General features: G+C 37.7%; 28 protein-coding genes, 1 tRNA gene and 1 pseudogene. 20 read left to right on the top strand and 10 right to left on the bottom strand.

Translation table 11 applies throughout. The features are described from left to right. The first annotated feature begins 303 nt into the window (after positions 1-303). The 5 genes from FAZ15_RS16880 (at position 304) to FAZ15_RS16860 (ending at position 4,876) form a co-directional block, all read left to right on the top strand. A complete protein-coding gene (locus tag FAZ15_RS16880) occupies positions 304-1,212 on the top strand; it encodes a helix-turn-helix domain-containing protein (RefSeq protein WP_136902492.1) in 909 nt (302 codons plus the stop codon). Positions 1,213-1,333: 121 nt separating this feature from the next. Beyond that, positions 1,334-2,359, top strand: coding sequence for a zinc-dependent alcohol dehydrogenase (locus FAZ15_RS16875; RefSeq protein WP_136902491.1), 1,026 nt, complete (start codon positions 1,334-1,336; stop codon positions 2,357-2,359). A gap of 57 nt (positions 2,360-2,416) precedes the next feature. After that, the gene (locus FAZ15_RS16870; protein WP_136902490.1) at positions 2,417-3,307 is read left to right on the top strand and encodes a 3-hydroxyacyl-CoA dehydrogenase; all 891 of its coding nucleotides are present in this window, start codon (positions 2,417-2,419) and stop codon (positions 3,305-3,307) included. Positions 3,308-3,611: 304 nt separating this feature from the next. After that, the gene (locus FAZ15_RS22900; RefSeq protein ID WP_317130493.1) at positions 3,612-3,788 is read left to right on the top strand and encodes an SDR family oxidoreductase; all 177 of its coding nucleotides are present in this window, start codon (positions 3,612-3,614) and stop codon (positions 3,786-3,788) included. A gap of 137 nt (positions 3,789-3,925) precedes the next feature. After that, a complete protein-coding gene (locus FAZ15_RS16860; protein ID WP_136902488.1) occupies positions 3,926-4,876 on the top strand; it encodes an alpha/beta hydrolase fold domain-containing protein in 951 nt (316 codons plus the stop codon). A 58-nt stretch (positions 4,877-4,934) separates the two neighbouring features. Here the strand turns inward: FAZ15_RS16860 and FAZ15_RS16855 are convergent. Further along, positions 4,935-5,030 (bottom strand): annotated as a pseudogene (locus tag FAZ15_RS16855) (DUF1896 family protein); the annotation flags it as partial. Between the two features lie 223 nt (positions 5,031-5,253). On the opposite strand from FAZ15_RS16855, the gene FAZ15_RS16850 reads away from it, so the two are divergent. From FAZ15_RS16850 to FAZ15_RS16840, 3 genes are all read left to right on the top strand, one after another. After that, on the top strand, positions 5,254-5,430 hold the full coding sequence (locus FAZ15_RS16850; RefSeq protein ID WP_136902487.1) for a histone H1: 177 nt from the start codon (positions 5,254-5,256) through the stop codon (positions 5,428-5,430). A gap of 427 nt (positions 5,431-5,857) precedes the next feature. Next, positions 5,858-6,910 (top strand): ribosome small subunit-dependent GTPase A, encoded by a 1,053-nt coding sequence (gene rsgA, locus FAZ15_RS16845; RefSeq protein WP_136902486.1) that lies wholly within the window; start codon positions 5,858-5,860, stop codon positions 6,908-6,910. Positions 6,911-7,060: 150 nt separating this feature from the next. Beyond that, a complete protein-coding gene (locus FAZ15_RS16840; protein ID WP_136902485.1) occupies positions 7,061-7,306 on the top strand; it encodes a GNAT family N-acetyltransferase in 246 nt (81 codons plus the stop codon). Between the two features lie 43 nt (positions 7,307-7,349). Here the strand turns inward: FAZ15_RS16840 and FAZ15_RS16835 are convergent, their stop codons facing one another. Beyond that, positions 7,350-8,228: an ORF6N domain-containing protein gene (locus FAZ15_RS16835; protein WP_136902484.1), complete on the bottom strand. Its 879-nt coding sequence runs from the start codon at positions 8,226-8,228 to the stop codon at positions 7,350-7,352. After that, on the bottom strand, positions 8,228-8,449 hold the full coding sequence (locus FAZ15_RS16830; RefSeq protein WP_238387288.1) for a topoisomerase C-terminal repeat-containing protein: 222 nt from the start codon (positions 8,447-8,449) through the stop codon (positions 8,228-8,230). The genes FAZ15_RS16835 and FAZ15_RS16830 overlap by 1 nt, the downstream gene beginning before the upstream one ends. Before the next feature lie 114 nt (positions 8,450-8,563). On the opposite strand from FAZ15_RS16830, the gene FAZ15_RS16825 reads away from it, so the two are divergent. The 3 genes from FAZ15_RS16825 (at position 8,564) to FAZ15_RS16815 (ending at position 11,673) form a co-directional block, all read left to right on the top strand. Beyond that, positions 8,564-9,385 carry a universal stress protein gene (locus FAZ15_RS16825; RefSeq protein ID WP_136902483.1) on the top strand — a complete coding sequence of 274 codons (822 nt, stop codon included), beginning with the start codon at positions 8,564-8,566 and terminating at the stop codon, positions 9,383-9,385. A 113-nt stretch (positions 9,386-9,498) separates the two neighbouring features. Then, positions 9,499-10,413, top strand: a complete 915-nt coding sequence (locus FAZ15_RS16820; protein ID WP_136902482.1) for a helix-turn-helix domain-containing protein — start codon at positions 9,499-9,501, stop codon at positions 10,411-10,413. A gap of 126 nt (positions 10,414-10,539) precedes the next feature. Further along, on the top strand, positions 10,540-11,673 hold the full coding sequence (locus FAZ15_RS16815; protein ID WP_136902481.1) for an NADH-dependent flavin oxidoreductase: 1,134 nt from the start codon (positions 10,540-10,542) through the stop codon (positions 11,671-11,673). Between the two features lie 168 nt (positions 11,674-11,841). Here the strand turns inward: FAZ15_RS16815 and FAZ15_RS16810 are convergent, their stop codons facing one another. Both FAZ15_RS16810 and FAZ15_RS16805 read right to left on the bottom strand, forming a co-directional pair. After that, a complete protein-coding gene (locus FAZ15_RS16810; protein WP_136902480.1) occupies positions 11,842-12,522 on the bottom strand; it encodes an NADPH-dependent F420 reductase in 681 nt (226 codons plus the stop codon). Between the two features lie 142 nt (positions 12,523-12,664). After that, a complete protein-coding gene (locus FAZ15_RS16805) occupies positions 12,665-13,069 on the bottom strand; it encodes a winged helix-turn-helix transcriptional regulator (RefSeq protein WP_136902479.1) in 405 nt (134 codons plus the stop codon). Positions 13,070-13,165: 96 nt separating this feature from the next. On the opposite strand from FAZ15_RS16805, the gene FAZ15_RS16800 reads away from it, so the two are divergent. The 7 genes from FAZ15_RS16800 to FAZ15_RS16770 all read left to right on the top strand — a co-directional run bounded on the left by FAZ15_RS16800 (position 13,166) and on the right by FAZ15_RS16770 (position 18,716). Beyond that, complete coding sequence (locus FAZ15_RS16800) at positions 13,166-13,888, top strand: SDR family oxidoreductase (RefSeq protein ID WP_136902478.1); 723 nt, start codon at positions 13,166-13,168, stop codon at positions 13,886-13,888. Positions 13,889-14,014: 126 nt separating this feature from the next. Then, positions 14,015-14,116 carry a DUF2798 domain-containing protein gene (locus FAZ15_RS23140; RefSeq protein ID WP_162304984.1) on the top strand — a complete coding sequence of 34 codons (102 nt, stop codon included), beginning with the start codon at positions 14,015-14,017 and terminating at the stop codon, positions 14,114-14,116. A 25-nt stretch (positions 14,117-14,141) separates the two neighbouring features. Further along, positions 14,142-15,068: an alpha/beta fold hydrolase gene (locus FAZ15_RS16790; protein WP_136902477.1), complete on the top strand. Its 927-nt coding sequence runs from the start codon at positions 14,142-14,144 to the stop codon at positions 15,066-15,068. 92 nt (positions 15,069-15,160) lie between these two features. After that, complete coding sequence (locus FAZ15_RS16785; protein ID WP_136902476.1) at positions 15,161-15,388, top strand: DUF2798 domain-containing protein; 228 nt, start codon at positions 15,161-15,163, stop codon at positions 15,386-15,388. Continuing rightward, entirely contained in the window at positions 15,385-16,080 is a 696-nt protein-coding gene (gene lipB / locus FAZ15_RS16780) for a lipoyl(octanoyl) transferase LipB (protein WP_136902475.1), read from the top strand. The genes FAZ15_RS16785 and lipB overlap by 4 nt, the downstream gene beginning before the upstream one ends. A 102-nt stretch (positions 16,081-16,182) precedes the next feature. Next, positions 16,183-16,626 (top strand): PaaI family thioesterase, encoded by a 444-nt coding sequence (locus tag FAZ15_RS16775; RefSeq protein ID WP_136902474.1) that lies wholly within the window; start codon positions 16,183-16,185, stop codon positions 16,624-16,626. 494 nt (positions 16,627-17,120) lie between these two features. Next, positions 17,121-18,716 carry a recombinase family protein gene (locus FAZ15_RS16770; protein ID WP_136902473.1) on the top strand — a complete coding sequence of 532 codons (1,596 nt, stop codon included), beginning with the start codon at positions 17,121-17,123 and terminating at the stop codon, positions 18,714-18,716. Between the two features lie 436 nt (positions 18,717-19,152). On the opposite strand, the gene FAZ15_RS16760 is transcribed toward FAZ15_RS16770, so the two are convergent. Beyond that, positions 19,153-19,225 (bottom strand) — tRNA-Lys (locus FAZ15_RS16760). Between the two features lie 288 nt (positions 19,226-19,513). Here FAZ15_RS16760 and FAZ15_RS16755 point away from each other — a divergent pair. Beyond that, entirely contained in the window at positions 19,514-20,383 is an 870-nt protein-coding gene (locus FAZ15_RS16755; RefSeq protein WP_136902471.1) for an SPFH domain-containing protein, read from the top strand. Between the two features lie 21 nt (positions 20,384-20,404). Next, positions 20,405-20,590 carry an Arc family DNA-binding protein gene (locus FAZ15_RS16750; protein ID WP_136902470.1) on the top strand — a complete coding sequence of 62 codons (186 nt, stop codon included), beginning with the start codon at positions 20,405-20,407 and terminating at the stop codon, positions 20,588-20,590. Between the two features lie 36 nt (positions 20,591-20,626). Here the strand turns inward: FAZ15_RS16750 and FAZ15_RS16745 are convergent, their stop codons facing one another. The 4 genes from FAZ15_RS16745 to rpsF form a co-directional block, all read right to left on the bottom strand. Continuing rightward, entirely contained in the window at positions 20,627-20,935 is a 309-nt protein-coding gene (locus tag FAZ15_RS16745; protein WP_136902469.1) for a hypothetical protein, read from the bottom strand. Positions 20,936-21,128: 193 nt separating this feature from the next. Beyond that, positions 21,129-21,572, bottom strand: a complete 444-nt coding sequence (rplI, locus tag FAZ15_RS16740) for a 50S ribosomal protein L9 (protein ID WP_136902468.1) — start codon at positions 21,570-21,572, stop codon at positions 21,129-21,131. Positions 21,573-21,585: 13 nt separating this feature from the next. Next, positions 21,586-21,849 carry a 30S ribosomal protein S18 gene (gene rpsR, locus FAZ15_RS16735; protein WP_093096199.1) on the bottom strand — a complete coding sequence of 88 codons (264 nt, stop codon included), beginning with the start codon at positions 21,847-21,849 and terminating at the stop codon, positions 21,586-21,588. Further along, on the bottom strand, positions 21,849-22,217 hold the full coding sequence (gene rpsF / locus FAZ15_RS16730) for a 30S ribosomal protein S6 (protein WP_136902467.1): 369 nt from the start codon (positions 22,215-22,217) through the stop codon (positions 21,849-21,851). The genes rpsR and rpsF overlap by 1 nt, the downstream gene beginning before the upstream one ends. Positions 22,218-22,586 lie beyond the last annotated feature (369 nt).

The raw sequence follows: 22,586 nt of genomic DNA, 5'->3' as shown, positions 1-22,586 counted from the left end.
CATTTACTTTACAAATATCCAGAACGAATCCCTAAAGGAAAAGGTCTCTTTTTAGTCATTATTGGTCTAAATCGAAATTTGTTCAATTTCGTCCACAAAAACTTGTTTTGTTTTTCTGTTAGAGTAGAGGTAGAAAAATTATGGCACATATTAAATACCAGTTAAATACCAGTTAGTATATTAATTTTGTATTTTTGTTCAAAGTAATGTGTTTGATGTTTATCCATACGTGTCTATAACTGAATATAATAGTGATTTAATAATTATCGAGATGGTAGTAGGGTTTAACAGAATAGTTTATATATGAACGATATTCCGGTTTATAAAATATCTGATTTCAATTCGGTTCTTTTTCCTGACGCCAAGCAGGACAATATGGAATTTGAAATTAAGCCTGATTTTCAAAACGTAACGGACAAAGCGTTCGGTAGTTATTTTAGGTCAGATTTCTTCGCCATTCTCCTTGTAATCAAAGGAGAGACGACTGTAAACATAAATTTTAAGGAGTATTTCGTTGGCAGAAACACGCTTATTCTTACTGCACCTAAAGATATACTGCAGTTTATGGGTACTGATGGGACCGCTGTTTGCTCTGTTGTGGCCTTTAGTGCCAAATACCTTAAAACTACCGAGCATGCAAGACAAAGGTTAGATATCCCCAATTATTTCTCCTCTCAATTTTCCCCGATCTGGCCGCTGAATGCACAGGATGCAAAATTGATACATAAATTGCTTGGTGAGCTCTATAAGCGCAACGGAAAAGTAAAAGAACATCTTTTTGGAAAGGAACTGCTTACCATTGCCTTTGATGTGCTTCTGTACGAAATTAGTGAACTGGGCAATAGGTACTCACAGTTGTCAAATGTACACCTGTCCAGAAAAGAAAAAGTCGTGATGGAATTTACCCATCTTGTACAAAAAGAATTCAAATTAGAAAGAGAGGTTAAGTACTATGCCTCGAAATTGAATGTTTCACCCAGATATCTTACCGAGATGGTTAAGGAATTTTTGGGTATTTCCTCCAGGGAAGTTATTGATTATTATGTGGTGCAGGAAGCCATCCTGCTCATGCGTAACCATAAGCTTAGCATTGCCCAGATAGCCAATGAGCTTAATTTCAGCGACCAGTCCTTCTTTGGAAAGTTCTTTAAACGCCATACCTCTTTGCCACCAAAAGAGTATAGAAAAAGTTTACTGTCAATCGCACCATAGTTATTCTATCCCGAATATCAAATTTCCTTTCACTTTTAGACCAATAATAATACATTCCAGACCTTTTAGAAGTTGTTTTCTTGATCTAATTTTACATTGATAAATTTAAATCGTAAATCGTATGAGCAATCAAGAAAAAAATCCATCTGGCGTCTTTCATGGCGTTCATGACATTCGTGTCGATAATTTGCCATTTCCGGAAGTTACAGCTGATGCTGTACTGATAAAAGTCGCCATGGCTGGTATATGTGGCAGTGATATCCATTTTTACCATCAGCCTATGGTTCCCGAAGGATCTGTACTGGGTCATGAATTTTGTGGAACTATCGTTGAAGTAGGTACCAACGTAACAGAGTTTTCTATCGGAACCCGTGTGGTGGTAAACCCGACAATTCAGGGAACGGGACTGGGATCAAATCCAGGCGGTTTTGCAGATTATGTCCTTATAAACAACGCTAAACTTGGAATCGATGTGTTCCCTATTCCAGAAACAATAAGCGATGAACAGGGAGCTATGATGGAACCCTTAAGTGTTGGTCTTTCTGCGGTAAATCTTGCCCAGGTTAAGACCTCAGATAATGTCGTAATTTTTGGCGCAGGCACAATAGGTCTTACAGTTTTGGCATCTCTTGGTGCGCTGGATGTCAAAAATGTAGTCATCAGCGATATCAGCGATGCGAGACTGGAAATCGCCCGCACTTTGGGTGCGAAATATACATTCAACCCCATCAAGGACGGTGATATTTCAGTCTTTCTGAAAGAAACATTTGGAAAAACAAGTAACCTCTTTTATCAGAAAGAGATTCCGAATGTACAGGTCGTATTTGACTGTGCAGGAGTGCCAGCCATTTTCGCTCAGGGCATCGAGATATTGGCTCCAAAAGGTCAGTATATTGTGCTTGCGATTTATAGCAAAAAAGCTGAGATAGATCCCCTGAGCCTTGTAAACTGTATGCTATCCATCAAGGGTATCCTAGCCTTCAGTAGTGCAGAAATGCAGCAGGCAATAGAACTTGTTGCAGCAGGAAAAATAGACCTTACACCCATTGTCTCCCATCGTTTTGCGCTTAGTAAATTACCTGAGGCCTTTGAGGTGCAGGCGGATAGCAAGCTTTCTGTAAAGGTACTGGTACGCCCAGGCAGCTAATACGAAAATAATTGAATTTATATAATAAAATTTATAACGGTAGTAGTATTTAAATATATGAAAAAAGTAGTAGTAGCAGGGAGCGGCGTTTTAGGATCACAAATTGCGTTTCAAACGGCATTTCACAACCATCAGGTTGTAGTTTACGATATAAAGGATGAGTTTCTTGAGAAAGCAAAGGAAAAAATGTTGCTTTTCTTTGATGTATACAAGAAGGATATTGGCGCTACCCAGGGGCAGTTGGATACGGCCATTACCAATCTATCTTATAGCTCCAATCTGGAGGAAGCTGTACAGGATGCAGATATTGTAATTGAGGCAATCCCGGAAAATGTTCAGATCAAAAAAGATTTTTATATTAAGCTAGGCAAGGTAGCACCTGAGAAGACCATATTTTGTACCAATTCGTCCTCTTTTATTCCAAGCCAGTTTGCAGAGGATACCGGCAGGCCAGAGAAATTTTTAGCACTTCACTTTTTAATTGAGGTATGGAAACACAATGTTGGCGAAATTATGGGACATGCAGGCACAAATCCCGAAGTCTTTAATGAGATAATTGAGTTTACTACCTCTATTGGGCTAAACCCTTTGCCTATATACAAAGAACAGCCGGGGTACATAAGCAACTCCATACTAATTCCGTGGGCTTCTGCGGCCTTAAAATTATGGGCCGATGGTGTAACTGATTTTCAAACCATCGACAAGTTTTGGATGACTGGTACGCAGAGCAATTTTACCCCTTTTGCATTTCTTGATGCGGTGGGAATGACTACGACTTACCACATTATAACTGCAGCGTCAAAACAGCTCAATGACAGCATGCTTGAAAAGGCCGCTAACAGACTACAAGAAGAATTCATTGACAAGGGCAAGTTAGGAATGGCAACAGGGGAAGGTTTTTATAGCTATCCAAATCCCGCATTTTTGGACGAGTCTTTTCTCATGTAGGAACCAGAGATAGTTTCAATAGCCTAAGAATTGCGCTGTCTTAATGCAAGACAAAGAAATGGAAATCCAGTGAGGATAGATTTGATTACGCTGATAAAAAGGAGATAATCTACTGGTAAAAAAATCATTTTGATAAAAGTATTCCGGAAGGTCAGGATGTGGCAACAACAGTTTTTCTTCTCGCTATGAAAATGTTTGAATTGATATTAAACGTATGAAAAAAGGAGTAGTTGCAGGTATCGTTGCTATTTATGGCTTTCCAAACCTTGCTTATATTGGGCAGTAAGCTTGCCATGATAGGTTTATCAAAAGCCGTAGCGGTGAATATATCTGCGCCAATTCTGTACAACCAGGTGTTATCAGAATGCCTATGGTGACTGCAGCATCAACCGACGACGGCGTCAGTGCAACACCACTTATTCCATTGGGCAGATTAGCAGAACCATCGGAAGTGAGCAACTTGGTTGTTTTTCTTGCCTAGGACGAATCATCTTATATAACAGGAAGCGAACAGGTTATTGATGCGGGAATAAGTATTCAGTAAATGAAAAATGTAGTTCATAGAACGTAAAGTACACATAGATAAACAAGTTTTTTAAGAGTAAAATTAGATAAAATATGTCAAAACAATATTTGGTAAACGATGAAATTGCCTCTGTATTAGCGGTATTAGTGGCAAATGCACCGAAAGTGGAACCACTTAGAAAGGGCGATTGGAAAACATTAAGAATCGAGACAAGCGGTTTGGATGGTCTTTTCTCGGCTTTTCCGGATAGGGAGAACATCAATGTAGAAAAGTTTGAAACAGAAACAAAAGACGGAGCAAGCATAGATTTGTATTGGGTATCTAAAAAAGGAGTAAAATCCAACGCAGCTGTCATATACACACACGGCGGCGGTCGTGTAGCTGGAAGTGCATTAGTATATCTGCCATTTATCAAGCAGTATGTTGATCAAACTGATGTTTCTTTTCTTGTTGTTGATTACAGGCTTGCACCGGAAGTACAGGGTGAAATGCAGGCTGAAGATATTTTTTCAGCAATACAGTGGTTACTATCTCACGCAGATGAGCTGGATGTTGATGGTAGCAGAATTGGCATTATGGGAGACAGTGGCGGCGGCGGTATTGCTGCCAGTGCCGCTATCCTATGTAGAGAAAGAAATGTAGCCATTGCAAAACAAATTCTGATTTACCCAATGTTGGATAACAGGAATATAACGCCCGACGAGAAACTCGTCCCTTTTGTTACTTGGGATTATAATTCCAACTATACAGGGTGGAAAGCATCATTGGGTGAAACAATGGAAAACGATAATTTATCTCCTATAGCTGTTCCGGCATATCTTACTGATTTTAAAGATTTACCTGGCACTTATATAGAAGTTGGTTTTCTGGATATCTTCAGAAATGAATCAATTGCATATGCAAATGAACTATGCAAGGCTGGTGTTGAATTAGAATTCCACATTCATCCGGGTGTACCACACGCATATGATTTATTTGCGCCAAATTCAGCAATTTCGAAGCAAGCTTTTCAAGACAGGGTAAGGGTTTTGAAATCCATTTAAAACTGATGGGGTGCATAAGCAACTCCATACTAATTCCGTGGGCTTCTGCGGCCTTAAAATTATGAGCACCCTCATAGGTATTGGCAGCCCAAGAGGAACGTTGCTCAATAAATTTTTGGTCGTTTGCTTTTTCGGGGAAGCTGGTGTTTAACAATTCTTGTAATCGTAACCTGAAATGCGATAGGTCTTTTTTGTTGTGTATCCATACTATAATTTTGTTAGAATTTTAGTTGCAAGCCTAAAATTATAGCAGTAGATAGGTCCCTTTAAAAATGTGGCAGTGTTTGGCTTTGAGAGGTCGTATTTGGCGTAAAGTGATAGGATTTAAAAGCAGAAATTGTATTTTTGCCTGTTATAAATTTTAATCCATTATCATAATGAACGAACTAATCACAAAGATCAATGCAAGCTTTGAAACACTAAAAGCAGACGCAGAATTACAAGCTGAAAAAGGAAACAAAGCAGCCGGCACAAGAGCCCGTAAGACTTCGCTTGAATTAGAGAAGCTTTTAAAGGAATTTAGAAAAGCATCTTTGGAAGCCTCTAAAGCATAATAATAAACCCTCCAAATCGGAGGGTTTATTATTTATTCAGAGTTTAAAGCATTTTGCATATATGATTTCTTAAAAAAGCTAACCACTCAGGATAAGATTTATATAACAATAAGAATGAAGAATGTTACAGTAGTTTACTTTAGATTATCGTAGTAAATTGGAACAAGAAAGCTGTATAAAGAAATGGTCAGTAACTAAATGATTAAAGTATTGAATTAGATTTTTTTATATCTTTGTACCTTATGCAAAGACAACTATTCACATATTATAGTTTGACGATTGGAATGATTGCCTGATTCCGGGTGTCTTGTTTCTAAAGTCATCGGCTTGGTGGTTCACGTACTGCCAACGTTGATTTCTATGGAGCAAACCATTCGGATGATAGAGAATTAAGCAATTTTATTTCATCATTTTAAACTATTAAGCAGTGAATAACTTATCATTATATGGTTGGAACGACAGTCTGTTTCAACTCAAACAAGCTTCACAATACAAGCATCTTTTTCATGGCCGTGTTGCCGCAGTAAACAAGACCAACTATGAGGTCATTGCCGAGAGTGGTCGGCTGTTGTGTGAACTGGCAGGTAATGTGCTTTATGGAAAATTATCATTTGAACTTCCGTGTACAGGCGACTGGATCATCTTTCAACCTTTTGACGACAACAAAGGAATAATCGTAGATATCTTGCCACGAAAGCATACGCTGTACCGAAGAAAAAGCGGTACACTATCCGACAGGCAGGCCATCGCATCCTATGTTGACAAGGCATTTATCGTACAAAGTCTTGATGCCAATTTCAGCGTCCGGCGAACGGAACGATTCATGGTCCAGGTGGTTGAAGAAGATATCCAGCCGATATTGATCCTCACTAAATCTGATTTGGAGTTTAATCGCCACGAAGTAGAGGAATCGCTGAAACATATTGGACATCAAATGCCGATATTTTTCACAAGCACGCTCTCTCCTGAAACAATACTTCCTGTGCAAAGATTTATCAAGCAGGGAGAATCGATTGTATTTGTGGGATCATCAGGAGTCGGAAAAAGTTCTTTGATCAACGCACTGTGTGAACGGACAGTATTCTCCACATCTGAGATAAGCAAATCATCAGGTAAAGGACGGCATACCTCGACTCGGAGAGAAATGGTGCTTATGGAGGGTAGCGGTGTTTTAATAGATACGCCCGGTGTTAGAGAATTTGGTTTAGCGTCAGACAATTCTGATACATTATCAAATATATTCGAGCTTGCTGATTTTGCAGAATCCTGTCGTTTTGAAAATTGTACGCATGTTGATGAACCTGGCTGTGCGGTTGTCGAAGCTGTAAACAGTGGTCTTTTAGAGCTAGAGGTATACAATAGTTACCTCAAATTGCGTAAAGAATCCTGGTACTTTTCTACTTCCGAGCATGAAAAACGTAAAAGAGATAAATCTTTTGCCAGAATTTCAGAAGAGGCTAAAAGAATAAAAAAACGTTAACCATTTACTCAATACAGGTGTTCCTCTTAATAATGGAACGCCTGTATTAACCTTTCTACTTAAAATCGATATTCCAATTGTAATTTAGGTACCAACTAAAACATACGGGATCTGTTTCCGTAAAATGTTAAGCCTAATGGCTCATCTAATATTTGGGCTTTATTTATTCATCCAGACTTTGACAAGCAAGGCATTGGCAGACAATTGCTTGATGTTATGATCAATTGGTATTTCAGTAAAACAAAAGAAACCGTTTGGTTAGGTGCTGCACCCGGTACAAGAGCCGAAGCATTTTATAGAAAAGCAGGTTGGAAAGAAATTGGTATGCATGGCAAAGGTGAAATTAAGTTTGATATGATCTATAACGACTGGTTCAAAAGTCCCAGTAACCACTAACAAAAGGTAGATTACAACCCTCTGATTTTTCAGAGGGTTTGTGTTAAGGAGATAACTTCTGAAGCATTTTACCAACCTCAATATCCATCCTTGAAAAAGCAAACCATTTCTTGCCCAAATCTTTGAGTGATGCCCCGATATGGTAAAGCTCCGCATTGTCAATAATTAAAAATCGGTCGTGAGCATCGGAGAAAATCTCAATTTCAATGGAAGGATATTGGCTGTTGTACCGTTGTACATCCAGCCGTAGCTGATTGCTGATGTTTTTGGTATAGATTGTTGTGGCTACATTGTTTTTGCGTTTTCCCAATAAAGTCAATACCGTATCGTCCACATAGTTATCCAAAAGGATAATGGAGCTTTTGGCCCTTCTGATAATACCCGAAACAAAAGTATAGGCATCAAAGACCTGCCCGTTATAAAAAATACCTTTTTCACTGTGGAGCTTGTCGCTTTCCAAAGCCTTAAAAATCTCTTCAAATTTTTGGTCGGCTTCCAATTGTTTCAGCTCAATCTTATCCAGGCGATGAAAAAGGGAAGCATTACTGATAAGCATTCGCCGCATTTCTACAAAGGCTTCCATAATTTCAACACTGACTTTAACAGCTATATCTGAACGGAGTATGGCAGATGCCATTGCGACCCCTTGCTCTGTAAAAACATAGGGCGAATAGCGTCTTCCGCCGTAGCTCAAACTTGAGGTGCCAAATTGGAACCTCAAGTTTTCAATTTCCGCTTCGGTCAATTGAAAGCAGAATGATTCTGGAAATCTTTCGATGTTTCTTTTTACCGCCCGGTTGATATTCTTTGTTTCCACTTGGTATAATGAAGCAAGGTCGCTGTCCAGCATCACTTGTTTGTCGCGTATGGTATAAATCAGGTTTTTGATTTCTTTGGGGTTAATGGTAGGTTTATTTTCCATTACTTATTGTAGCTTTTATTTTTAGCAAATTCAAAAGAGGTTTTGTAATCCTCATTCAACACGATATAAGCATCGAATTTCTTTCCGGCTTTACTTTTCATCCCTTTAATAAGTGAAGTCTTTCCTTTGTTGACAGGGCTCTCAATATCGGCTATGCCTAATGGATGAAGCGTAAGTTTCCATTTCTTTTTGAAATGCAACTGCATAATCGAGTTCTTCATCTTCATTTTGGCTACTACAAAACGGATTTTGACTACTTTATAAATATGGAAATTGAGGATATTTATCACCTAATTAAAATCGTCTGACCTTCCCGCAGATAATAATATAAGATCATGAAATCAATAATTGTTGCCACAGATTTTTCGTCAGGGGCTAATAACGCAACCATCTATGCTTGCAATTTTGCCTCGGATACAGGAACTAAAATTGTACTTTTTCATCTATATCATATGTCGATTCATGCGCTTAATTCCCGTGCACCGGCTTCTGCCATAGACGATTTAATGAAATCAAGCCGGGACAAGCTACTCAAAGAAGCTGACAAGCTCTCCAAACATTTTAAAATTGAAGTAAATACAATCTGGAGGATGGGCGATTTTAAAGAAGAATTACAAAATGCAATCACTTCAGCCCAAGCTGATATCGTAGTAATGGGTATGGCGAGCAAATCACTTGAACAAGACCTGTTAGGTAACACAACAACTTCGGCTGTACATAGTCTTAAATTCCCGGTGCTAGCGGTTCCAGCAAATGCAATATACCAAAAAGTAAAAACCATACTCTTTGCATGTGAAATTACCCGCGGCATTCATAAAACCGTATTGGACAAAGTAAAAGACGTTGCTGCGAAAGTGGGAGCCACCATAGAAGTATTTCATGTCAGCAAGAAAATTACTCAGTTAGCTAATGGGCAACAAGGAATTAGTTTGTCTAAAACTTTCGAAGAAGGATTGCAGGGAACGAATTATTACTATAAAAATGTTGAATCTGACAAAATCATTGATGCTATTCAAGATGAAATAAAACAGATCAGTGCCAACCTTGTTATAATGATTCCCTACAGATATGGTTTTTGGGAATCGATGGTCCATAGGAGTAAAACAATGATAATGGCTTCAAGAAGTGAAATACCACTTTTATCTCTTCCACTTTAATTAAAATCATGTAATAATTAGAATGAAAACGGTCAACCTATAGAAGTCTAATAACACGAACACAATAGATAAACAGCGTTAAGTATTTGTTTCCATTTTGTAAATTTGTATAAATGAAAAAAGACAGTCCATATATTATCCATTCTATTTCAGAGCTACATTCATTTTTTGATTTGAAAAAGCCTACACATCCATTGGTAAGCGTAATCAATCTTTCAGAAGTAACTAATAGATTATCAGAAGAAATACAACCGATAGTTTATACTTTCTACACTGTCTTTTTAAAAAAGAATTGCAATGCTTCCATCAAATATGGGCAAAAATATTATGATTTTAATGACGGTATAATGGTTTTTTTTGCACCAAATCAAATGTTTACCATCGAATCTTATAGTTCTTCAAAAGCTGAGGGCTGGATGCTTGTCTTTCACCCCGACTTTATTAAGAACACATTTTTGTCTAACAAAATAAATGGATATGGCTTCTTTTCCTATGAGATAAGTGAAGCTTTGCACACTTCGGATGCCGAGGAAAATATCATTGGGGGATTAATGCAGAATTTGCTTCTGGAAATAGAAAAATCAATAGACCATTATACCCAGGATGTAGTTATTTCTCATATTGATCTATTGCTGAATTATTGTAATCGCTTTCATAACAGACAGTTTATAACAAGAAAAGCGAGCAATAATGAGATTCTGGTAAAGTTGGAAAATCTGCTCAATACATATTTTGACAATAAATTACCTGAAGAATCGGGCATTCCAAGTGTTCGTTATTTATCGCAACAGCTTAACGTATCAGCAAGCTATCTAAGTGATATGCTCCGTGCTTACACCGGGCAAAATACACAACAGCATATACACAATAAATTAATTGATAAGGCGAAAGAATTGCTGGGTACAACCAGCCTTTCCGTTGCAGAAATTGCATACCAATTAGGATTTGAGCACCCACAGTCTTTTCACAAGCTCTTTAAAAGTAAAACAGCAATTTCTCCATTGAAGTTCAGGCAATCAATGAACTGATCTGCCGAATGCTTAAATACTTTACTCTTCTTTATTTTGGCTACTTTTTTCCTCAATTAGGAAACTTTTCCCAATATCCCATTTCTCATCTTTGTACTCTAAAATTTAAACAATAGCAAACAAAATATGAGTACGTTTGATAAATTATTTGAGCCATTGACCTTCAAAAATGGCATTCAGTTAAAAAATAGGTTGGTTATGTCGCCTATGACAACTTGGTCTTCCAATGATGATTATACAATTTCAGATGAAGAAGTTGAGTATTACCAAAAACGGGTAAACGGCGTCGGATTAGTTATTACAGGTTGCACACGTGTTACAGCAAATGGAATTGGCTTTACAAATGAATATGCAGGTTATGATGATAAATTCCAGCCAAGCTTAAAGAAATTGGCTACCGCTGCCAAAAGCGGTGGTGCACCATCCATAATGCAGATTTATCACGCGGGTAATAAAGCTGTTCCTGAGTTAATACCAAATGGCGAAGTGGTCAGTGCAAGTGCTGTTACTACGGAAGCTTCCCCTATGGCGGCAGCTATTACACCAAGGGAATTGACACACGAAGAGATTTTGGATATCATCAAAGCATTCGGAGAAACAACTCGTAGGGCAATAGAGGCGGGTTTTGATGGTGTAGAGATACACGGTGCGCACGGCTTTCTGATACAAAACTTTATGTCCCCTTCTTTCAATCAACGAACTGATGATTGGGGTGGTTCTCTCGATAATCGTTTACGCTTTGGTATCGAAATAGTAAAAGAGGTTAAGCAAGTAATTGCCCAATATGCAACAAAACCTTTTCTTTTGGGATACCGAATCTCACCGGAAGAAATACCTCAAGAAACGTATGGTTTGCCTGAAACTTTTGTATTGATTGATAAATTGATTGATGAAAATATAGACTATCTACACTTTTCATTGCTAAATGCTGTTTCTCAAAAACCCCTTCATTCAAAAGATACGGATAAAGTTATTTCAGCTGTTTTAGCTGATTATGTTAATGAAAGAGTACCTGTAATTACAGCAGGAGGTATCAATACTCCACAAGATGCAACAAGTGTGTTAGAAAATGGTGTATCAATGGTTGCTTTAGCAAGAACTTTGGTGGTCAATCCTAATTGGGTAGAGCTTGTAGAGAATAACCAATCCGAAAAAATTACTTCTGTTTTAAAGTTGAGTACCGTTCAGGAAAAAAGAATTCCAGCCAAACTAATGACTATTTTTGATGCCATGAAAGGTTTCATTCCGATGGAAGCTTAATAATTAAAAAAAAGAATTATATCCACCAAAGCCGCGAGCATTGCCCATAGCAGTTTTGGTGGCTTTTTTAATCGCATCAAACAAGCCGTACTAGGAGCGGAAAGCCAACCACTTAGCGTATGCTCAAAATTTCTTTCACAGTTTTTGACGAAGAACCACTATCTCGTTTTATAAATAAGGTCTTGCCATTTCATCCGCCGCAGCAAGGTTTTCGGCACGCTTGCTGATATCGGCTTCTTCCAATGCTGCTTTCAATTTGCTCTTATTTAAATCCTGGCAATATGCAGGTTCGCCCGGCTGCTGTCTCCACGATTCAGAAAGTAAACCTCCGTCTATGGCATCGAAGCCGATTTCATCAATGAGTTTTATCACAACTTGTTTTTGTTCGGCATCATCGCCAGCAACGGATAAGGCAATTCTGTTTGAACTTCCTGTCGGAACGGCTTTCTCAGCTAAACTTGGAGCGACAATGTTATTAAAAGCTTTTATCACAGGGTGACCGATAACTTTGGCGGTCCATTCACTGTCTGTCAATCCGTTTTCTATTTCTGTAATCTTTCCGTCACGGGAAGGATAGTAATTACCTGCATCCAAAACAATTGCGTTGGAAGCAGCCAATACATCAATCGGTAGCTTTATCATTGCCTTTTGTGGAATCGCAAGAATAACAAGGTCTCTAGCGCTGGCAGCTTGCACCGATGTTGTTGCTTCTGCACCAGTTTTTGCAGCAATTTCCCCTAATGATTCCGGTCCGCGAGAGTTAGCAATGGATACCTGATGACCCAATGCTGTTAAATACCCGGCAAGTGCACTTCCTATGTTACCAGATCCAATGATTCCTATTTCCATATGATATAAATTTATTTGTTATTACTTTTTTATAATTAAACACGAGGATCAATTCCATACCGATCTGGTGCACCAAGATGTTCACGTAAAGTTTTACCTTCATAATCCTGGTGAAAAAGATCCCTTTCCTGCAATATAGGGATTACTTCAATTCTTTAATAGATGTTTTGATAAACGCTTCTTTATCTTTTTTGTATTTCTTCAACAACGTTTTTTGCTCTTTAGGTATAGTTGAATATTTATCAGCCCATGCTATTATTTCAAATAGTATAGGAACCATGTCAACTCCTTTGGTTGTCAGTTTATAAGACATTTTTCTTTTACTGTCAGGGTGTTCGGTTCTTTCAATAATCCCAACCTCCTCTAACGACTTCAATCTGGCAGCAAGGATATTAGTTGCAATTTTTTCGTCTGATTTTAAAAAATCGCCATAGGTACATTGTTTTGTAAACATTAAATCTCTCACAATTAACAACGACCACTTGTCGCCCCAAATCTCAAGGGAACAACTAACGGGACAATCCGACCTTTTTTTACTATCTGCCATAAAATATTTTTTAAATTACTTGCAAAACGAAAGTGTATTTATATCTTTGTACTTGCAAATCGCAAGCGAAATTACAAAATTTTTAAAACAAAAAAAATGAAAACAACAGGAAATACAATTTTTATCAGTGGAGGAAGTGCAGGAATAGGTCTTGCAATTGCCAAAAAATTTAGCGCATCAGATAATAAAGTTATCATTAACGGACGCAGTGAGGAACGACTTGAAAAAGCACTTGCAGAGCTTTCAAATGCAGTTGCCATTCAAGGCGATTTATCGATAGAGGCAGATAGAATTCGCATTGCGGAAGATTTGAAAGTTAATCATCCAGAGGTAAATATGATTGTCAATAATGCAGGTGCGGCATTTGGATATTTACTGAGCGAAACTACCAACGCACACGAAAAAGCTGCCATTGAGATGAATACGAATTATTTGGCAATCATTCATTTTACTGAATTGATGTTGCCTCACCTATTGCAAAAAGCAAATGCTGCAGTCGCTAATGTTTCTTCTATCGCAGTTTTTGGCAGCCACAAGTTTTTACCTACCTATGGAGCAACAAAAGCGGCACTTCACGCTTATACGATGGCACTCAGAATGACGTTTGAAGAAGCTAAAAACCTGCAGGTATACGAAATTTACCCGCCATTGGTGAATACAGAATTTTCAGCAGAAATAGGTGGCGCAAACGGCATTCCACCGGCAGAAGTAGCCGACGAGTTTTTCATTGCTCTTGAAAACAGCCAGTTCGATGTACCCGTGGGTGAAACGAAAAAATATGCTGTGGCAGTTGCAGAAGCGATGTCGAAAATTTCGTAAATCTTTTATCATTCATTCCGGAAGATAAAATTTATTGTAAAAAAAAGTGATGGACTAAAAGACAAAACAATTTTAATAACCGACGGAACTTCCGGTATCGGGCTGGAAGCTGCCAGACAGTTTTTGGTGGCAGGCGCCAAGGTAATCGCCTATCTGGTTGTTATTCCCTGCATATTACTCATTGCACCGATAATAGAAAAAGTCGTAAACAGGCTAATAAAGAATTGATAACAAACTTTTAAAACTGTAAAATATGATGAATACGATAAGAAATATTTTTTTGCTTGGTTTCTTGTCAGGTTGTGCAGGTAATGAGAAAACAGAAATACCTGTAAGTCTGATTGAATACAAAACCGACACCGTTGAAGTCAAAGGCAATGACTTTACTTACAGAAAAACAGGAACAAATGCCAAAACAGATGTTCCACTTATTCTGTTTATACATACTCGTGGTAATCTTGATAGTTGGGACGGTGCATTGATTGAAAAATTATCATCGGAACGTATTGTTATCACTTTCAATAATCGTGGTGTAGCAAGTTCAGGTGGACAAACGCCCGAAAGTTTTTCGTTAATGGCGGAAGATGCTTACCACTTCATTAAGGCTCTTGGCTACAACAAAGTAGATGTGCTTGGTTTTTCAATAGGTGGTTGTGTAGTGCAGGAATTGCTTGTATCGCACAATGAAATTGTTCGCAATGCAATATTGGCAGGAACTTCACCCAAAGGTGCTAAAAGCATTAATCAGCGTGACCCGAAAATTGCAGAAATGGTTACAACACCCACATTAGGAATGGAAGAATTTTTGACAGTTTTTTTCAATGCTTCCGACAAAAGTCGGGAATTGGGAAAAGCATTTTGGCAACGTAAATCGGAAAGTAAATATCCGCAAGATTTGGTTGTGAGCAAAGAAACTGCAAAAGCCCAAGCCATAGCCCGATTTAGTTGGGGAAATGACACATTGAATACTGTCAATTACGAAAATATAACCAATCCGATTTTAGTGGCAAATGGAAAAGTAGATGTTCAAATGCCTACGCATAATTCGGTTGAACTGTATAATTTACTGCCCAATGCTCAACTCAATTTATACCCCGATGCCGGACACGGTTTTCTTTTTCAATACCCTGAAATTTTTGGCACCGATGTAAACCGGTTCTTAAACTCAAATAATTTTTAAGAGTGTCGGCTTGTCAAAGTCAAGTGAGCTGGTCCGACGGTCTGGCGAGTCAGAAATAAGTATAATTACCACTGAAAAGCAGTGTATTAAAAATGAAAAAAAAATTCGCATTCGCATTGATAATGGGAGTTATAACCACAGGGATTATATCTTTTACTGTAATATTTGTGAACATTGGATTTAAGCCCAATTTCTTAAAAATATGGTCGAAGTCGTGGGGTCTTGCTTACCTAGTGGTTATCCCTGCAATTTTGATCATTGGGCCACGCATACAGAAGTTGGTCGATTGGTTATTTGACAAAAAAGATATAGAGATATGAAACAAATTACAACCACTTACCTAAACCAAGGCAAAATACCTTATCAAGAAGCCTTGATAAAGCAGCGGGATGTAAGAAATAGGATTATTGAGCACAAACATCTTAAGATAGATACTTCTATGGATAATGTTCTAATTCTTTGCGAGCATCAACCTATTTTAACCTTTGGCAGCTCAGCGAAGGAAAGTGAGCTCCTAATTTCAAAAGAGAAACTGTCTGAGGTTGGTCTGGATCATATAGATATAAAGCGTGGGGGCGCGATTACATTTCACGGGGATGGGCAAATAGTCGGATATCCAATACTGGATCTGGAAAACTTTAAAACAGATATACGATGGTATGTAAGAGGTCTTGCAGAAGTAATCATCCGATCCTTGAATGATTATGGTATTAACAGCTATTATGACGAAGAATTTCCTGGAGTTTGGCTAAAAGATGACCTAAGCGGAATGAAAAAGAAAATCTGTGCAGTAGGGGTACATCTTTCCAGATGGGTAACCAATCACGGATTTGCTTTTAACATCAACAACTCATTGGAATACTATAAATATTTTGTGCCCTGTGGAATTGCAGAAGCAGATAGAACAGTTACAACCTTACAGAATGAGTTAAACAAAACTATTGATATTGAAGAAGTAAAGGAAAAAATATTATTATATTTTTCAATAGTTTTTAATACTGAACTTAAATAATTCATAACATCTCAAATAATCTCCCAGCTTGCGTGGAAATCAAATCCTTTAATTACACCATTGAAGGTTTGGTTTTAAAAGCAGTTAATAAAGCAATATAATATGGAAAATAAAAGACTTCAATTACTTCAAAGTTTTATCGGCAAACCATTTTCAGGAAGTCCGTCTCCTTATGCGAAATGGCTGAATGGGACTGTAGTTTCTGTAAATGATAAAGCCGTGGAATTTGAATTTACCGTTAGAAAAGAAATGACCAATCCCGTAGGAATGCTTCACGGAGGTGTTATTTCCAGTATGATTGACGATTGCATTGGGGTTAACTTTATGATACTTGGTTTAGAAAACTTCTATCCTACAATCAATTTAGGTGTTGATTTTTTTAATCCTGCTTCAGAAAATGACACCGTTTTGGTTAAAACAGAATTAATCAAGTTAGGAAGAACCGTTATTAATTTCAATGCGGTAGTCATCAATCAAGTTAATGGGAAACTGGTTGCCAGAGCAAGTTCTAATCTGGCGGTTAGTTCTATAAAAATTCCGGTTTAAATCGCTAAGCCAATTTAATAAAAAACGTGCGATTTAAAAATATAGCATCTTTTAATTGAACTTAGCGAACAACTAAATTTCACAGATTTAGAAATGATGCCCCCATCTTAATCACATATTAAACGTTTAGGACACTAATGTTCTTTTATAATTTCTAAATCTTCGCATAAAGACAATTAGTTAAGTTAAATCAGGTAATATTAGATTAATTAGCGTTTATCTTGGCGTAAGCAGACAATCTTTTATTATAAACTTTCTTTTACTCAACTAAATCCCGTGTCCTTTCACGGTATATGTGTAAAGGTATGCTACTAGAATATTGTGCGCCATTTAGCATTTAGAAGAGGAATGAGAATGAGATGTCATAATTTCTTTTGGCTCCTCACTAGAAATGTCTCAAGAAAGCCAACACGCAATTTCGGAAATTGTATTGAATGATCAAATACTCTAATTTTTTAGGGCAAATATCGGATTTACTAATCAACACCATCATTATGAACTCAGCATACTTATATGTCAGGGTAAGTACTGACGAACAAAAAAGGAAAGGATTTTCACTTATTGAACAAGAAGACCGCTTGCTAAAGTATTGCGAGATGAACCAAATCAAGGTCAGGGGAATCTTCAGGGAAGATTTTTCGGCGAAGGATTTCAATAGACCAGAATGGAAACGCCTCATAAAAACAATAAAGAGGAGTAAGCATCATTCTCAGGAAAACATTTTGTTTATTAAGTGGGATCGCTTTAGCCGCAGTATCGAATATGCCTATCAAATGATGGGGATACTGAGGGGACTTAACACACAGGCAATGGCTATCGATCAGCCCATCGATTTTGAAGTCCCTGAAAGTATTGTAATGCTCGCTGTCTATTTGTCAATTCCAGAAGCCGAAAATAATAGGAGAGGGAAAAATACTTCTGACGGCATGAGGAGGGCAAGAAAAATGGGCAGGTGGCCAGCAAAAGCGCCAATCGGTTATATGAATCAGGTCGCTTCCGATGGTAAGAAGATTACGATACCTAAACAGCCTGAAGCAGATTATATCAGGTGGTCATTTACAGAATATTCAAGCGGTAAGTTTACGATTAGTCATGTTAGGAGGATGGCTAACCTCAGAGGCCTCAGGTGTAGTAGAAATAATTTTTGGAAAGCACTGCACAATCCATTTTACTGTGGATTGGTATCGGTACCTGCAACCAGAACGGAAGAAGAAGAATTTGTAGAAGGCATCCACGAACCGCTTATTTCGGAGCAACTTTTTAGGGAGGTTCAATCTTTGATAAACAGCCGCCGCACGAGAAATACATATAAGCAAAAAATGAAACCGGTTTTTCTTTTGAGAGGGTATTTAATATGCCCATTGTGTGGACGTCGATTAACAGGGAGTATATCCACTGGAAGAAATGCGAAATATCGATATTATCACTGTTCAGTCAGCAAATGCAAAGGCTGTGTAAGAGCTGATATCCTGGAAGGTGAATACGAAGAACGGTTAAAAAAAATGACAATCAGGCCAGAAGTAAATGAATTGCTCGAACTTGTGTTAGAAGATGAAAATATCCTGACTGTGGAACGAGAATGTATAAACGAAAAAAAAAATCTTAAGGAGATTTCAGAGCAGGAGCTTTTAATATCAAAGTTAAGAAGGTATTTCCTGGATGATAAAATTGAACTGGATGATTTTAATGATCTAAAAAAGGAATACAAAGAGGTTTTGGATTTCCTCAATGAACATCTGGCACTTGTGAACGAAAGACTAATCAGTAATCATACATTCAAAAATGTCGTAGAACTAATGGGGTGGGGAGGCAATGTTTATGAATTGTATAAGAATCAAGACGTAGCAGGTAAGCGGTATATCATCGAGTTATTTACGCCAACTTCATTCAACCCAATCACAAAGGAATTAAATCCATTACAAATAAATCAAGCACTATCAATGATAACTTCATACAGTGGGTATAGTGTTGTTATTGATTGCCAAGCAACAAACTTTGCAACAAATCTCAACCAGAGTCTTTTCAGATCGAAAGGTTTCTATTGTGCAGGCAATAAAAATTTTAAAGAAGAATGGTATCGAGACAAATGAAAAGCAAGTAAAAGAGATACTCGATTTTCTATATCTGCTTGCTAAAATGCATAGCAATAAAAATGCTCAGGATACTCTAATTGATAACACTACGGGAAAGGGATATCGAACATCAAAGCATCACTTGAGCTAGTTACGATTTGCTTAATCATGTTTTCACAGATAGATAATATTCGACGATTATAGATGTCGAACCAATGTAATAAGCAAAAACATCAAAGTAAATCTTTGAAAAACAATAAGTTGATGGAAATAAAAAAGAGACAATCAAAATTGATCGTCTCCTTAAGTGATCCCGCTGGGATTAGTTGCGCCCCTCGATTCCCGCACGCTATTCCGCAACGAGCTTCGCTTAAGTTCGAACCCATCCCAACGCTTCGTTCTCATCCCATGGGGATACAAAAAAAGCCCAATCTTTCGATTGAGCTTTTTGTTGTGATCCCGCTGGGATTCGAACCCAGGACCCATACATTAAAAGTGTATTGCTCTACCAGCTGAGCTACGGAATCCTAATTCTGTATTGAATTATCCTTCATTGTTTGAAGTGATGCAAAGGTAGGGTTTTTCCTTTTATGTACAAATAAAAAATAACTTTTTTTGGATTGTTTAACTGAACTTTCTCATTTTAAAAAGGTTAAATTTTTCGTTTTTACGGAGTTTTAAAACAATGACACAGTATTTAATCCATGCGATTAAAAATAGATAAATTTGATTAGGAAATATTAATTTATTATGATATATTAGTGATATCAAAATAGTATCAAATTTTAATACGTTACGCAGTTAATTTAAATTATATGGAAAAGATTATTAAACCTACTTCAGGGTATTCCGCATTAGGAATTGGAGTGTTGGCAGCCATGGTTGCTGTTTATTCGGTCGTGCAACTGGTAAATGATAAAACCAGTTGGTATGGAATATTATTTGTACTGATGCTTGTAGTTGTGATTGTGATTCTGAAAGGGATCATCATTGTGCAACCTAATCATTCGAGAGTACTCAACTTTTTTGGGAAATATGTAGGAACGGTGAAAGACAATGGATTGTTTTTTGTTAATCCACTCTATTCGGCAACGCGGATAAGCTTGCGTTCAGAAAATTTGCAAGGACAGACATTAAAAGTAAATGACAAAATTGGGAATCCAATTGAAATAGGTGCAGTGATTGTATGGAAGGTCGGAGACACGTATAAGGCGGCTTATGATGTAGAAAGGTATGGCGATTACGTACGTGTACAGAGTGAGGCTGCGGTTCGTCATCTGGCGGGAAGTTTTGCATACGATGATTTTGAAGATGATCAAGCGGAGATTACGCTGCGCGGCGGTGGAGTCGATGTAAACCACATTTTAGAAAACGAGCTGACGGAACGCCTGTCTAAGGCTGGTATCGTGGTAGAGGAAGCGCGCATAAGTCACTTGGCGTACGCTTCCGAGATTGCTGGAGCCATGCTTCAACGGCAACAGGCGTCTGCTATAGTGGCCGCGCGGGCGAAAATTGTAGAAGGCGCAGTGGGGATGGTAGACATGGCACTTAAAAGACTTTCAGAAGAAAATATCGTAGAATTGGACGATGAACGCAAAGCGGCAATGGTAAGCAATCTGATGGTGGTATTGTGTGGGGAAAGATCTGTTCAGCCAATAGTAAATGCCGGAACATTGTACAATTAGTAATTTTTAGTTTTCAATGAAATGAAAAAAAGTTTTGTGGTACGGATAGATGATGAAACGTATAAACTTTTGGAAAAGTGGGCACACGATGAATTCCGAAGTGTGAACGGACAGATTGAATACTTGATAAATCAAAGTTTACAGCAGGCTGGACGTAAGAAACGGGGTGCCGAGGTTAAGAAAGCGAACGATGGTACGGTAGAATAAGAAAAAGGAAGCTTAGGTTTCCTTTTTCTTCGTGTTCTAATCTCTTCTAATATATTCTCTGTCCTCATCTGATAGATTGGATGGGGAATAGGGATGCTCGTCTAGTGGGGTAGGAGCGATTGGTGTGTTCGGATTCGTCACCCCATATTCTTTCGGATGTGCCTTCTTACGACGGAAGATGATACCTCCTGTAATAACCCCTATTAAAAAAAATACACCAAGGATCAACAGCTTGGATGTACGGATGTCGCCAAAAAACCAAAATGAGCTTTCTTCTTTGTTATTGAATAAAACGATCGCGACGATTGCTAACAATACAGCTATGATAATAGTTTTTGGTTTCATATGCATATAATATTTGATGAGCCCGCCTGTGTTCTCCGGGTTAGTAAGCTCGGTTATTCTACAAACTTAGATAACTTGTGGTTTTTTTACAAGTATTAGTTTCATTTGTGTCCAATAGCATATACGAAAGTGATCATAAAAAAGGAGACAACTTGCGTTGTCTCCTTTTTTATGATGTTAAGACTGAATATAATTATTCGCCTACTACTTCGAAAGGAACTTGAACTTTCACTTCTTTGTGTAAGTTTAAGTTTGCTACGTATTCACCAAGAGTTTTAGGCTCTTCTTCAAATGTGATACGACGGCGATCTACTTCATAACCTTGAGCTTTCAACGCATCTGCAATTTGGATGCTGTTTACTTTACCAAAGATTTTTCCAGATTCACCTGCTTTAGCACCGATTGAAAGTTTAACACTTTCTAATTTAGTAGCTAACTCTGTAGCATCTTTTTTAATTTTATCTTGTTTGAACTGAGCTTGTTTGATATTCTCAGCCAACACCTTTTTTGCTGATGTTGTTGCTAATGTAGCAAATCCTTGAGGAATAAGGTAGTTGCGACCGTAACCCGGTTTTACTACTACGATATCGTCTTTCTCTCCAAGGTGTTTAACATCTTGTTTTAATATAACTTCCATTATCGTATCCTCCTTATTTTAATGAATCAGTTACGTAAGGCATAAGTCCGATGATACGCGCACGTTTCACGGCTTGAGCTACTTTACGTTGAAATTTCAATGATGTACCAGTTAAACGACGAGGTAAAATTTTACCTTGATCATTTACAAACTTTAATAAGAAGTTTGCGTCTTTGTAGTCGATATACTTGATACCGTTCTTTTTGAAACGACAATATTTTTTACGGTTGTCCTCTACTTTAGGAGCAGTCACGTATTGGATGTTTTCGTTCGCCATTATTTTGCTACCTCCTCAGTTTTAGTTTCTGCTTTTTTGTTGAATGCACCGCTACGTTTTTTCTCACTATAAGCAATTGCATGCTTGTCTAGAGAGATCGTTAAGAAGCGCATTACGCGTTCGTCACGCTTGTATTCAAGCTCTAATTTTTTAATTAATTCACCTGGAGCCTTGAATTCAGTTAAGTGATAAAACCCAGTAGATTTTTTCTGGATTGGATACGCTAATTTTCTCAAACCCCAATTATCTTCTGCGATAATTTCGGCTCCGCCTTCTGTTAGGATACTTTTGAATTTTGCGATTGTTTCTTTCGCGGCATCCTCTGAAAGCAACGGGGTAAGAATGATGACAGATTCGTACTGTTGCATTGTTTAAATAATTATTTTAATTTAAAATTGTTCCGTGTATACGGAAGTGCAAAGTTAAAAAAATATTTTACAAATCAATAAGGTAAGGGTAAACTTTTTTTGATATTGAATCCTATTTTCGAAATTACTAAACCAAATAGATCTAAAAAAAGAAAGGTTTTCAAACGGGGAGAATGAAAACCTTTACTAACCAATTATAAACCTAAATTATGATGGTGCAAAGGTATGTTTATTTTTAATACGAACCAAATGTTTTTTTAAAATATTTTATTTTTTTTTAAAAAGCGAATAAAGCGGTATGCGACCCAGCTTTAAGACGCCAATAGGTAACCCAGCGTGCGATGATAAAGACCATGGGGAGTTAAAATT

Source organism: Sphingobacterium olei (assembly GCF_005048855.1).
Taxonomy (GTDB): domain Bacteria; phylum Bacteroidota; class Bacteroidia; order Sphingobacteriales; family Sphingobacteriaceae; genus Sphingobacterium; species Sphingobacterium olei.
Note: the sequence above shows the minus strand (reverse complement) of the source record. Positions and strands in the feature narration are given on the sequence as shown.